9 protein-coding genes are annotated in these 13356 nt (G+C 42.0%); 8 read left to right on the top strand and 1 reads right to left on the bottom strand.

The features are described from left to right. Positions 1–943 precede the first annotated feature (943 nt). From FS666_RS15040 to FS666_RS15010, 7 genes are all read left to right on the top strand, one after another. Complete coding sequence (locus tag FS666_RS15040; protein ID WP_144463535.1) at positions 944–3610, top strand: DEAD/DEAH box helicase family protein; 2667 nt, start codon at positions 944–946, stop codon at positions 3608–3610. A gap of 105 nt (positions 3611–3715) precedes the next feature. Next, positions 3716–4519: a MerR family transcriptional regulator gene (locus tag FS666_RS15035; RefSeq protein WP_120073423.1), complete on the top strand. Its 804-nt coding sequence runs from the start codon at positions 3716–3718 to the stop codon at positions 4517–4519. 544 nt (positions 4520–5063) lie between these two features. Beyond that, positions 5064–5921 (top strand): MerR family transcriptional regulator, encoded by an 858-nt coding sequence (locus FS666_RS15030; protein WP_120073419.1) that lies wholly within the window; start codon positions 5064–5066, stop codon positions 5919–5921. A 215-nt stretch (positions 5922–6136) separates the two neighbouring features. Further along, positions 6137–7756 carry an amidohydrolase gene (locus tag FS666_RS15025; protein ID WP_144463541.1) on the top strand — a complete coding sequence of 540 codons (1620 nt, stop codon included), beginning with the start codon at positions 6137–6139 and terminating at the stop codon, positions 7754–7756. A 57-nt stretch (positions 7757–7813) separates the two neighbouring features. Next, positions 7814–9160, top strand: coding sequence for an APC family permease (locus FS666_RS15020; protein WP_144463536.1), 1347 nt, complete (start codon positions 7814–7816; stop codon positions 9158–9160). A gap of 26 nt (positions 9161–9186) precedes the next feature. Beyond that, positions 9187–10818: an amidohydrolase gene (locus FS666_RS15015; RefSeq protein ID WP_144463537.1), complete on the top strand. Its 1632-nt coding sequence runs from the start codon at positions 9187–9189 to the stop codon at positions 10816–10818. Between the two features lie 202 nt (positions 10819–11020). Next, positions 11021–11800, top strand: coding sequence for a class I SAM-dependent methyltransferase (locus FS666_RS15010; RefSeq protein ID WP_144463542.1), 780 nt, complete (start codon positions 11021–11023; stop codon positions 11798–11800). Positions 11801–11986: 186 nt separating this feature from the next. Here the strand turns inward: FS666_RS15010 and FS666_RS15005 are convergent, their stop codons facing one another. After that, on the bottom strand, positions 11987–12553 hold the full coding sequence (locus FS666_RS15005) for an NADPH-dependent FMN reductase (protein ID WP_144463538.1): 567 nt from the start codon (positions 12551–12553) through the stop codon (positions 11987–11989). Between the two features lie 140 nt (positions 12554–12693). Here FS666_RS15005 and FS666_RS15000 point away from each other — a divergent pair, with 140 nt between their 5' ends. Then, the gene (locus FS666_RS15000; protein WP_144463539.1) at positions 12694–13047 is read left to right on the top strand and encodes a winged helix-turn-helix transcriptional regulator; all 354 of its coding nucleotides are present in this window, start codon (positions 12694–12696) and stop codon (positions 13045–13047) included. The last annotated feature ends 309 nt before the right edge of the window (positions 13048–13356 follow it).

Here is a 13356-nt window from a genome sequence, read left to right as displayed (position 1 = left end):
CATCGAATTGAAAAATGAAAACATAGAAGGAACGAAAATTGTCATCTCTGACATCAGCGTTATTTGCGATCCAAATGGTTTTACGGATCTTTATTTGAATCTATGCCGCTGGCATTCATCCCGGCATTGAAATACCGGGATGAATGCCAGTTGTTCGTAAAAACGAGTACTGGCCTCATTACTTCCAAATTTTTCGATGGTTTTCAGATGAATTTGACAGATATTTTTTAAATGGAAAAGCGTTATGGTTAGAGGTGAAGTGAAGAATTTTTGCCCACTTTTGTTTTCAAGGCCCGGTTTATTGAAGTCCAAATTATAGCGCTGCATTGTCGGGGAAGGAGTTGATATACATCGCCATTTTTGTTGAGGTTTTAAGGGTAATGGCAAGCGTATTGCTTATCTTTAGTTCAGCTTTTTATTTACGGCATTTGGATAGAACCAGAAAGCAAAGAAAACTTTCAGCCTCTGAACTCACAATGTACATAGTCATACAGATTGCATTTGGTTTCTTTACAATCAGTTTACTGATTTCGGTATTTATTTTATGATAATTGCATTGGTGATTCAGAATGAATACACGAATAAACCCTCTTTATTCCACAATCCGGGGCTTTTCCCTAATAGGGATTAGCCCCTATAAAAGCCACATTGTTGAGATAAACCACCGTCACAAGGCGTCGTGAATCTTTTCATAAAATAATTCAGTTATTATCACAGGCGTTTTAGTCAAGAGAATCTAGCGCGTGAAAAATGCAAACATATCGTTGTCAAGGATGCCGGTCATTATATCCACTTGGATCAACCGGATGCAGTCATAGAGTTGTTGAAATGCCGGAGAATCTATAATAATAGTAATATACGTATGGAAATCTGTGTCCATGAACGGACTTTCCATATTTGCTAAAATGATAGGCAGCAGATTGCACTTAGGTTGGTGAAGAAAATGAAGCAATTTCCCGGAGGGATTAAATTTTGTTATCCGTGGCGCAGTTATCAACGCGAGGTATTGGAACATCTGGAAACACATTTGGAAAACGATCATTTACATCTTGTTGCTCCGCCGGGGTCAGGAAAAACGGTACTTGGCCTGGAGGTCATGCTGCGGTTGAATAAACCGACGCTCATTGTGTCCCCGACACTTGCCATTCGAAATCAGTGGGTCGATCGCTTTACGGAGCTGTTCCTGCAAAAGCCGGAGCAGCCTGAATGGATTTCGACGGATTTGAGGAATCCGGCTTTTGTGACGGTGACCACTTATCAAGGGCTGCATGCTTTATTGGACAGCAAGGAAAAAGAGGCAGGCAGCGATTCGGATCTGGATGATTTCGAACGGGAACAGAATGAAATTGAGGCTTCTGTGAAAGATGAGGCATTGGAAAAGCTGCTTCGGCAAAATTTTCAAACGCTGATCCTGGACGAAGCGCATCATCTGAGAACAAGCTGGTGGAAAACGACTATGAAGTTTCGTGATCAGTTGGATCATCCGGCAGTCGTTGCATTGACTGCCACGCCGCCATACGATGTAAATTCGGCAGAATGGGATAAATATATTGAATTGTGCGGGCCCATTGATGAGGAAATCGATATTGCAGCATTGGTCAGGGAAGGCGATCTGTGTCCCCACCAGGACTATGTTTGGATGTCCGTTCCCACCCCGAAGGAAGAGGGGCCGATCCGTACATATCGCGATGAAGTAACGCAGTTTATCCAAGAGCTGAAAGAAAATGAAGAGTTGGTAAGGCTCCTGGAAAATCATCCATGGATTGAATCGGAAGAATATATCGAAGAGAAATTGGCGAATTATGGGTATTTTATTTCCATTATTTTATTTTTAAAAGAGGTTGGCAGCGACCGTTGGCAATCGCCTTTTCAACAAATGGAAGAAAAACTTACAGACTTGCCGGCGTTTACCGTAGAGTGGATGGAAGAATTGCTTGGCGGGCTCCTCTATCGCGATCCACATGTGGTTGTGAAAAACGAGCCGGCAAAAAGCATCAGAAAAAGGTTATCCGGAATCGGGGCGCTTGACCGGAGGAATGTCCGTTTGACAGCAACGAAAGCGATGGAGCGGACTTTATTGCAAAGTGCTTCGAAGCTGCAAAGCATAACGGACATCGTTTCGTTTGAAAAGCAAGCGCAAGGGGATGGACTCCGGCTCGTTGTGCTGGCTGACTATATCTATAAAGACGACTTGCCAAAAGCGGATCAAGATCTGAAAACCCTCAATCGGCTGGGTGTCATTCCAATTTTTGAAACCCTGAGAAGGCAATTGAAAAATCGTTGCCGGCTCGGTGTTCTAACCGGATCGATCGTGATCATTCCAACCCAAGCAGTCCCCCAATTGCATTCATTCGGCTTGGATTTTTCGGCACAGCCATTGCAGATCGATCCGACATATAGCGAAGTGATTGTTACAGGGGTGTCCAGGCAAGAGGCTGTCAAAGTCATCACGGCCATCTTTTCAGAAGGACACATTGATACGCTTGTGGGCACGACAGCTCTGCTGGGGGAAGGGTGGGATGCGCCCAGCGTAAACACGCTCGTTTTGGCCTCCTATGTCGGATCATTCATGTTGACCAATCAAATGAGGGGGAGGGCAATCCGATCGGACAAGTCCGATCCTCAAAAATGCGCCAATATTTGGCACCTGGTATGTGTTGATCCAATCACGTTTGATGGAGGATACGATTATACCTCATTGAACAGGCGGTTTAAATCATTGAGCGGATTGGATGAGGAATTTCCGATTATCGTTTCGGGGATAGAGCGCCTTAGGTTTCCGTCGCCGCCATATTCAACCAAAAAAACAAAGAAGGTCAATCATCTCATGATGAAGCGGGCAACGAACAAGTCGGCTTTATTTGAAAGGTGGCAGAAAGCGACCAATCTGGGTGAAAAGAAAAGGGAACAAGTGGATGTGGGAAGGGACTCTGTTCCGAGACCATTTTTATACCAGCATACATTGAGAACGTTGCAGATCATCACGGCATCTATCATCATAGGCACATTGTACGAAGCCGCCGTGGCAACCGCTAATAGAGGGTCTGACAACCTGTTGCCAATGCTGGGTATTGCCTTTGCTGCGGGAGTCATATTTTCTGCACCTTATTGGTGGAAGGCTGTCCGGATTTTGGCCGATAATGCAACGATCGAATCAAGTTTACAAACCGCAGGCCGGATCATTTATGAAGTCCTGTATGAGATCGGCAGCATCGAAACACCGCCGGATCAAAATAAAGTAGTGGCGGAGGAATTGCCAAACGGCATGATCAGTTGTTCCCTTGAAAGAGGGACACCCTACGAACAAAAGCTATTTTTGCAATCCCTGCAGCAGTTTCTTGATCCTATAGAAAATCCCAGATATATCCTTCACCGGACGTCGGGGAATAAGAGGGTTGTCCGCCATGATTACCACGCCATCCCAGATGAAATTGGGCGCAAAAAGGAGTATGTGGAGCTTTTTGTAAAGAAGTGGGAAAAGAAAATCGGACGGGCATGCGCCATTTTCACAAGAAATGTGGAAGGCAGAAAGCTATTGTTAAAAGCGCGGGTCAAAGCGATGTCCGGGAAGTTTGTCAAGCGGTCGGAACGAAAGAGTGTCTGGAAATGACAGGGTGTATGTATTGCAGAACTCCGGTGTATCGTTTTCCGGCTTGCTCCCTCCGTTACGTCATATGCTAATCTAAAATTATGATCAGTACGGAGGGGTGGCTTTATGGAAAGTAATGAACCAATGTTTACAATTGGAGAGTTTGGAAGAAGAGCAAGGATAACAGTAAGAACATTACGGTTTTATGAGGAATTAGGATTACTCGTACCATCGCGGAAAAATAGCTCCGGCCATAGATTGTATGGATTAGCGGAGCTGGCGAAACTGCAACAAATTCAGTCATTAAAATTTTTAGGGTACTCTTTGCAGGAAATCAAAAATCTAATCGGGAATGATACAAATGCATTTAACCAATTGGAAAAGTCTTTACCTCTGCAACATAAGCTTCTGACAAAAAAGAGAGACGAATTAAATCGAGCCATTGAAGCAGTAGAACATGTGCAACGCTTAATGAACGAAGAAAAACTAGTTACATGGCCAGTCTTAAGCTCTTTGCTTTTTCAGATAGAACACGAAGAAGATCAGAAGGAATGGGTGAAAGAATACTTTTCAGATGATGAGACAGCTAATCAATTCTTTTCTCTTTCGAAAAAACATCGCCAACAGCTTGACGCAGAAATGTTGGAATGGCTGGCTTCTCTAAAAAAGCTGATGAAAGAAGGTGCTTCACCGCAATCACCTGAAGCTTTTGATATTCTAATAAAACTGACTGAAATGGCAACAAGGCATGTCGATGATAAAGAAGAACTGGCAGAGCAACTTGAAAAAGCCCAAGAGTTAATGGAGTCAGATGTGATAAATTTTCAATTTCCTACTTTTTTAACACCGGAAGAAGAGTCTTTTATCGAAGAAATAGGAAAAGGAATGGAAGCATTATACAATCAAAATAATAAAATCGGGAATGATTGAAGGGAATCCATTTGTTAAAGAATCGGGCGCTTTTCCCTCCACGGAGTCTAAATTAATTTGTACAATTGGAATTTTCTTTCAGCAGCTGGGGCAATACTTCTAACAAGCTCTTGCCCATTGGGGGATAGGGCAATGCTTGGAGCAACCCGGGCACCTAATGGGATTCTGCCAAAAAGGGAGGGACAATGTGTTCCTCTTTTTTGTTTGCTTTTTGGGAGATCCATTGTAGCCAAATAGATAATCTTCTTTAGGGACTCATCAGTTGGATAAGCTGTTTTCGTTTCAGTTACTTTTCTAAGCTATCTGTGATAGCCTTTTATCGTATTGGTTGCAACATTTTCCGTTGGGATCTTTATTTTTATCCCGCATTAACGGGCAGTAAGACTCCCACCTCAAAACTCTAGAGGAATCGGAGTAGATTAGGTGGGAAATCAACTGCCCGTAAAAGCCCGATTCGTTCATTTAACAATCAGTGGGGGATGAAGAAAACCCCCACTGATTGAAGTTTCACTTTATCGCTAATCAATTAAAAGGGGAAAAAGCAATGCAAAAAAAGTTGAGTATAGGAGAAATGGCCAAGCTGAGAAACGTAACGGTAGATACGTTGCGTCATTACGATAAAATTGGCCTGCTAAAGCCATATCATATTGACCCTAAAACTGGCTATCGATATTATTCCATCTATCAATATGAAGTTCTCGGTACGATAAAAGAATTAAGGAAAATCGGTTTTTCCTTAGATGAAATCAAGCAGTTTCTAACCAATCGCAATGTTAAAAAATCAGTTCAATTACTTCAAAAATCAATGGACAATATCCAGGAAAAAATAAAAGAACTGCAAAATGTACATGATATTTTGAAGAACCGGATAAATAATATTCAATATTTCAGCGATAGTTACAGGGATTCGGATATTATAATCCGACAATTTGAGGAAAGGGAATATATTCAGCTGGATAGACCTGTAAATTGGGATGATAAGGAAAACCTTTATCTTGGATTCTTGGAACTCGAAAAAATGGCCGGTGGAATCATACCGGTTATAGCAAGCAATAAATTTGGTGATTTTATCAAGAAGGAATATTTTGATGAAATACGCCAAACTTCTGATTTTTCCCAGAACCTCAGCAAATATCAATCGAAATTATTTATCCTTGTGGAGGATGAAAAATCAGAGAAGCCGACTCAAAAGTTAGAAAAAGGATTATATGTATGCTCCTACTATGGTGGGATCGTTAGAGAGAAGATGATGGCAAAGCTGACAAAGCTGCTGGATTATTGCGATACTTATAACTATGTCATAACCGGCGACGCCGTTAGAATTATGCAGGTTGATGTTTCTTTGACAGACCAATACGACGAAGCTTTTTATGAAATACAAATTCCTATTCAAAGCATGTGAGCCAAAAACAGCCCTCAAAATGACAGCATTATCATTTCGGGGGGTGTTTTTGTGCTTTTTTTACTGTGATAAGAGGACGCCTTGCGCTTTTCTTCTTGACTCTCGGGTAAGACGAGACTTTATGATATATACATAGAAATCGTTGATAGCGCTTCCTTGCATTGAAGGAATTTTGCTTCAAGGAAATGCAATTAAAATGAAAGGAATGGCAGATGATGAATAAAGCATCAGCCGAAATAATTATTTCGGGCAATAAAATTTTTACCGGACTTTCCAACCAACCTGAATCCGCTTCAATCGCGATTAAGGGAAACAAAATAATTGCGGTTGGTTCTAAAGAGGAAATTATACAGTATGCAGACAGCCATACGAAAATATATCAATTTAAAGATCAATTGATTATGCCGGGATTCCATGACTTCCACCTTCATATAATGCAGGGGGCGGTTGCCCTGAATAGTGTCGACCTGTTCTCAGTGCGTTCGGAAGATGAAGCAGTAAAAATGATTCGGGAGTTTGCCGAATCAAAACCGGAAACCCAATGGGTAATCGGATTTACATGGGATGCGGGTTACTGGGATACACAGCAGCTGCCTACCCGCCACTCGTTGGACCGTATCCTTCCTGACCGCCCGGCACTCATGTTTCACGCGGAAGGCCATTATGCATGGGTGAATACGAAAGCGCTGGAGATTGCCAATATCACTCGTCATACGGAAAATCCTCCATACGGCATAATTGGTAAAGATGAAAATGGAGAACCGAATGGTATTTTATATGAAAGAGCAATGGATGCGGTGATCCGTCATGCATTTGATTTTTCAGATGTACAAAAAAGAGAGATGTTCTCAAATTTCTTGAAACACGCTGCAAGCTTGGGGATAACTGCCGTCCATGACTTGCATGGGTTAAAAACAATAGAAGCGCTTCATGTTTTCAAAGAATTTGAAGACAAAGAGGAATTGACAACACGCATTCATTTATGGCCTGTATTAAATGACAACCTGGAACATGCCAAACAACTGAGGGATACGTATCAATCGGATAAACTCCGGGTGTCGGGGCTGAAACAATTTATCGATGGTGTCATAACCCCTCGCACGGCTTATTTACTCGAGCCTTATGCGGATCAGCCGGAAACACGCGGAGAGACGTCCTTCCCTCCTGATACGATCAAAAAATGGGTTGTCGATGCGGATAAAGAAGGATTCAGCATCCGCTTTCACGCGATTGGGGATGGAGCGATCCGTCTCGCACTGGATGCCTACGAAGAAGCACAAAAGACAAACGGCAAGCGGGATTCCCGCCATTCTGTGGAGCATGTAGAAGTGGTTCATCCTGATGATATTCCCCGTTTTAAAAAGCTTGGTGTCACTGTTTCCATGCAGCCTGATCACTTTGCCATGTCAGAAAGGGATGTTTACACAGACCGGATCGGCCCTGAACGGGAAAAATACGTTTTTCCGATTCGTACATTGCAAGAAACAGGAGCAAATTTGGCATTCGGAACGGATTTCCCCATTGATGTACTGAATCCGCTTCTCCAAATTTATCGGGCGGTAACAAGAATCGACAGCAGTGGGGATACGGTATGGCATCCGCATGAGCGAATCACACTTGCCGAAGCGCTGAAAGCCTATACAGCCGGCCCCGCCTACGGTACATTCCGAGAACACGAGCTGGGGACATTGGAAGCAGGCATGCTTGCGGATATCGTTGTCTTGGAACGCAACCTCTTTGAAATGCCTGTGGAAGAAATACCCGATACAAAGGTACAGTTGACGATTGTTGATGGGAAAGTCGTTTATGATCATGCTAAGGTACCTTCAAAATAATAACCGGCACTCCGGGTGATAACATCAATAGAAAATTGCAGCATGGGGGAATGACAAATGAATGATACAAACACACCAACCCTTAAACGGTCGCTTTCATTAAAATATGTTGTGTTTTTTGGATTAGCCTTTATGGCGCCAACAACTTTGTTTTCAACATATGGTGTCGCCGCGGATATCACGAATGGAATGGTCGCAACCGCTTATCTTGTTGCCTTAATCGTTATGTTATTTACGGCCTACAGCTATGCGCAAATGGTGAAAGCCTTCCCGAATGCAGGTGCGGCCTATACATTTACACAAAAGTCTCTAAACCCTCACGTGGGTTTTCTCGTAGGTTGGACAATCATACTGGATTATGTGTTCAGTCCAATGATTAGTGCTTTACTGTTAGGAATAGCAATGAAGGCCTATTTCCCTTCAATCCCTATATGGATTTGGATCATTCTCTTTATCATTATAGTTACTATTATCAATATACTTGGCATAACAGTAGCGGCAAAATTTAATACAGCTCTTTTGGTCCTGCAATTCTGTACGCTGACGCTATTCGTTGTCTTCTCAATTAAGGGGCTTCTAAACGGTCAAGGTGCAGGGACACTGCTTTCCATCTTCCCGTTTATTGATTCAAATGTGGAAGCGTCTAATTTCATGTCGGTAATTCCGATTTTATGCTTTTCCTTTTTAGGGTTTGATGCGGTAACGACACTCTCTGAAGAAACGAAAAACCCTCGAAAGAATCTGCCAAGAGCTATTTATCTCGTTACAATCATTGGCGGAGTATATTATATTATTGGTTCGTATTTCTTACAGCTTATTTGGCCGGAATACCAATCATTTAATAATCCGGAAGCTGCCTATATGGAAATTGCCATGTTTATCGGGGGCAACCTTTTGACAAGTTATGTTCTTGCTGAAGGAATCATGGCAGGATTTTCGTCAGCTGTCGCGTCAGGAGCAAGCGCTTCTCGTGTTCTATATGCAATGGGACGTGAAGGTGTCCTTCCCACAAAAATATTTGGATATCTTTCACCTAAATATCGCACACCTGTCTTTAACATAATCATTATTGGAGCCATTGCTTTAAGCTCTCTATTCTTAAGTCTTACGACTGCTGTATCTCTTATCAATTTTGGTGCATTATTTGCTTTTACGATGGTAAATATTTCGGTGATCGCTCTCTATTTCTTCCGAAAAAAACAGAGATCCATTATGGGAACCATTCGATATTTTATTATTCCATTGATTGGTGCTTTACTTACGGGTTCAATTATGGTCATGTTGGACATCCATTCGCTGATGCTGGGAGGAAGTTGGCTTACGCTTGGATTCTTATACCTGTTATACCTTACAAAAATGTTTAGACAACCGCCCCCGGAACTTTCTTTTGAAGAAGCAAATTAATCTAATATTGAGAGGATTGATGAGAAATGAGTCAACAATCAGCGGATATGGTACTTTCAAGCAATGCTGTTTTTACAGGGCTTTCAAACCAACCGGAGCCAGCGTCCATAGCAATTAAAGATAATAAAATAGTAGCGGTTGGTTCCGATGAGGAGATTAAGCCTTATATAGGCGAGAATACGAAAATCCATCAATTTCATGACGAATTGATTATGCCAGGATTTCACGATTTCCACCTTCACCTGATGGATGGAGCAGTTACGATGAACAGCGCCGATTTATTCCCTGCCCGATCAGAGGAAGAAGCGTTGGAGATCATTCGTGAATTTGCCGAATCACGGCCAGAAGCACCCTGGATCATCGGTTCTACATGGGATGCGGGGTACTGGGACACTCAAGAATTGCCGACCCGCCATTCATTGGATCGCATACTTCCGGACCGTCCAGCCCTTCTGTATCATGCGGAAGGACATTATGTATGGGTCAATTCGAAAGCACTGGAGATTGCCAATATCACTCGCCATACGGAGAATCCTCCCTACGGCATAATTGGAAGAGATGAAAACGGAGAACCAAATGGTATTTTATATGAAAAAGCAATGGATGCGGTGATCCGGCATGCGTATGATTTTACTAAAGAACAAAAGAGAGAACTCTTTAAGGATTTCTCCACTCATGCTGCAAGTTTAGGGATCACCTCTGTCCATGACTTATTTGCAACAGAATCCATGGAAATGCTTTATGATTATGAGCTTTTCAAGGAATTTGAAGATAAAGAAGAATTGACGACACGGATTCATGTATGGCCTGCATTAAACGGTGATCTGGAACGCGCCAAAAAATTACGGGATACGTATCAATCGGATAAACTCCGTATGTCAGGTTTGAAACAGTTTATCGATGGGGTCATTACCGCTCGAACGGCTTACTTGCTCGAACCTTATGCAGATCAACCGGAAACACGTGGAGAGACATCCTTCCCTGCTGATACGATCAAAAAATGGGTTGTTGATGCGGATAAAGAAGGTTTCAGCATCCGCTTCCATGCAATTGGCGATGGAGCGATTCGTCTAGCCCTCGATGCTTACGAGGAAGCACAAAAGACCAACGGCAAGCGCGATTCGCGCCATTCCGTCGAGCATGTGGAAGTGATTCATCCTGATGACATTTCCCGTTTCAAAGAGCTCGGTGTCACAGTATCGATGCAGCCGGATCACTTCGCCATGTCAGAGCGCGGTGTCTATACCGACCGAATTGGCCCGGAGCGGGAGAAATATGTATTCCCGATTCATACACTGCAAGAAACCGGCGCAAATCTGGCGTTCGGGACAGATTTCCCCATTGATGTGCTGGATCCGCTTGTGCAAATCCATCGGGCGGTTACGAGAATTGACAGCAGCGGGAAAGAAGTGTGGCATCCACACGAGCGCATCACCCTTGCCGACGCATTAAAAGCCTATACTGCCGGGTCCGCCTACGGCGCATTCAGAGAGCAGGAATTGGGTACGTTGGAAGAGGGGAAGCTTGCGGATATCGTTGTATTGGACCGGAATTTGTTTGAAATACCTGCTGAGGAAATACCGGACGCAAAGGTTCAATTAACGGTTTTTGATGGAAAAATTATTTTTTCCAATACAGGAGCGGAAAAGAAAAAATAGACTTTCCTCTTTAAAATTGGCGATACCTGCATGCAAACATTCCTTAGGCACTGCTATAAAAAATAAGCAGCTTTCAAGCTTCTCACAGATATTTATATTTGCGGGAAGCTTTTTTACTGTAAAGGTAACTAATTATATGAATTCCTGTCTTTTGACAGGAGTTTTTGCAATCGTGATGAATACTGAAAGTGGAGGTGATAAAATGGATAACAAAAAAATGGTTATTAATCAATTCGGATCCAATGCTAGGAACTATGTTATAAGTCAAATCCATGCCAAGGGGAAAGACCTTGATTTCATTAGGGAAGTAGTAAAGGGTGGGAAAAATAAGGTTTTGCTTGATGTCGCGACAGGCGGCGGTCACGTGGCAAATGCATTGGCCCCTTTGTTTAAGACTGTCACAGCTCTAGACTTAACTCCAAAAATGTTGGCCCAGGCTGAGGAATTTATTGAGTCAAATGGACATGATAACGTTGTGTTTGTACAAGGAGATGCCGAAGATTTACCGTTTGGGGACAAAAGTTATGATGTGGTTACATGCAGAGTGGCTCCCCACCACTTTCCGAATGTTAAACGGTTTATCGGTGAATCATTTCGGGTTCTAACCGACGGGGGTATGTTCATCTTAGTCGATAATGTATCACCGGAATTAGATGGTTTTGACCAATTTTATAATAAGGTTGAAAAAAAGAGAGACCCCAGTCATTACCGGGCATATAAAAAATCAGAATGGATTTCCTGGATAGAGGAAAAAGGATTTTCTATTCAACTGTTTCGTACCTTTAAGAAGCGCTTTGTATTTGATGAATGGTGCAGAACAATGAACCTTTCTTCCAAAGACAAAGAGGAATTAAATAACTACATGATAGCCTCACCCAGAGAAGTTATCAATTTTTTCTCAATTGAAATGGAAAATAATCAAATTCAGTCCTTTCAGGGAGAAGCGATGATACTTATCGCATTAAAAACTATTAATGCTTAATCTTTTGTTCAAGTCGAAATTAAGATTATTGTTAAATTATCCAAAAATCCGAGCTTAACCGGTCATCTCAAAGAGATTTCTGCCCCACCGATTTTATAAGGCCCAAAGGATGTATAATGACATGTTTATCGAAAAAAACGGACCAGATCAAGGGCTGGTCCGTTTTTTATTTTAAACTCCTGTTTCTTAAACAAGAGCGGCCGCTTTATTTTTATGATAAAATTCTATGAAATTATGGACAACCTGATCCAAGAAGCCGATCGTACCTTGGTCAATGAGTTCTCCGGCTTCGTTTAGTTTTTCATGAACCGATCCGATATACACTTCATTGCCCGGCAATAAAACAGGTGACAGGGCCGGGTTTGAAAGGATTTCCCTCAAGTGGATCTGTGCACGTACACTGCCCAACACTCCCATGGAAGAACCAATGATAAAAGCGGGCTTGTCTTTGATCGTGAAATCTCCGCCGCGTGACAACCAGTCAATCGCATTTTTTAAAGCGCCGGGAATGGAGAAATTATATTCAGGAACTGCAAATAAAACAGCATCTGAATCTTTTACATTATCTTTAAACTCCTTGACATTGGCTGGTACATTGCTTTCCAAATCAACTGAAAACATCTCAAGTTCATTAATGAATACAGGTGTGATGTCCAGTTGGTCCGCATAACGGCTTTTCATATATTCAACCAGCTTCAAGTTATATGAAGTGGAGCTTGTGCTCCCGATGATTGCTTTAACTTTAATTCTCATGATGTACAGCTCCTTATGTGAATGGTGATGATTTTTTGAAAATCCAAGTATATTATAGAGCATATAAATTAAAATAAATAGTACGCACTTACAAGTGGCATAGTATATAAAAAGATACTAATTAAGGGGCTGCTAAAAAGATGAAAACAGAGTTCTGTAAAGTTGACGAAGCTTTAAGTATTTTAGTGGGAAAATGGAAACCGATTATTTTACTGCATCTGTTCAATGAAGGAACTTTGCGATTCAGTGAATTGAAGAGATTAATGCCGGACATCACGCAAAAAATGCTGACGAAACAGTTGAGAGAATTGGAAACGGAAGATATTATCGACAGAGTGGTATATCCACAAGTACCGCCAAAAGTGGAATATTCGATTTCCGAGTACGGCAAAAGCCTTCAGCCTGTCTTGAATGTGATGCACGAATGGGGAAGCGCCCACACCAAACATATGCAAGAAAAAAGGAATAGAAAAAACCTGGAGCAATCGTATTAACGCCTAGTTCCAGGTTTTTTTATTGTCAATTTGCCCACAATTCTTTTGAAACCAAAACACCCGAGTAACAAGTTGAAGGGAAAGGGGCAAAATAGCGGATTTCTGTTCATTTCCCGGTGGGCAGCCGCTGTATGGGTATAAAGGAAATATTTGTAACATGTTTGAAACAATAATGAAAGCTGATTGTAAAGTCACTCTGTCGAAATTTGATGTTATAATCTATCTGGACTATCAATAGTTGTCGGATCACTAGCATTGCATAAATGTAGTTGGAATATTCAATTTATAAATCTTCGCGAATTTTTGCCA

Source organism: Siminovitchia fortis (genome assembly GCF_007681465.1).
In the GTDB taxonomy this organism is placed as follows: Bacteria; Bacillota; Bacilli; order Bacillales; family Bacillaceae_C; genus Siminovitchia; species Siminovitchia fortis.
Note: the sequence above shows the minus strand (reverse complement) of the source record. Positions and strands in the feature narration are given on the sequence as shown.

What these genes read in the sequence shown, in the direction of transcription:
- FS666_RS15040 (WP_144463535.1), top strand. Translation starts at nt 944, where the DNA reads ATGAAGCAATTTCCCGGAGGGATTAAATTTTGTTATCCGTGGCGCAGT.
- FS666_RS15035 (WP_120073423.1), top strand. Translation starts at nt 3,716, where the DNA reads ATGGAAAGTAATGAACCAATGTTTACAATTGGAGAGTTTGGAAGAAGA.
- FS666_RS15030 (WP_120073419.1), top strand. Translation starts at nt 5,064, where the DNA reads ATGCAAAAAAAGTTGAGTATAGGAGAAATGGCCAAGCTGAGAAACGTA.
- FS666_RS15025 (WP_144463541.1), top strand. Translation starts at nt 6,137, where the DNA reads ATGAATAAAGCATCAGCCGAAATAATTATTTCGGGCAATAAAATTTTT.
- FS666_RS15020 (WP_144463536.1), top strand. Translation starts at nt 7,814, where the DNA reads ATGAATGATACAAACACACCAACCCTTAAACGGTCGCTTTCATTAAAA.
- FS666_RS15015 (WP_144463537.1), top strand. Translation starts at nt 9,187, where the DNA reads ATGAGTCAACAATCAGCGGATATGGTACTTTCAAGCAATGCTGTTTTT.
- FS666_RS15010 (WP_144463542.1), top strand. Translation starts at nt 11,021, where the DNA reads ATGGATAACAAAAAAATGGTTATTAATCAATTCGGATCCAATGCTAGG.
- FS666_RS15005 (WP_144463538.1), bottom strand. Translation starts at nt 12,553, where the DNA reads ATGAGAATTAAAGTTAAAGCAATCATCGGGAGCACAAGCTCCACTTCA.
- FS666_RS15000 (WP_144463539.1), top strand. Translation starts at nt 12,694, where the DNA reads ATGAAAACAGAGTTCTGTAAAGTTGACGAAGCTTTAAGTATTTTAGTG.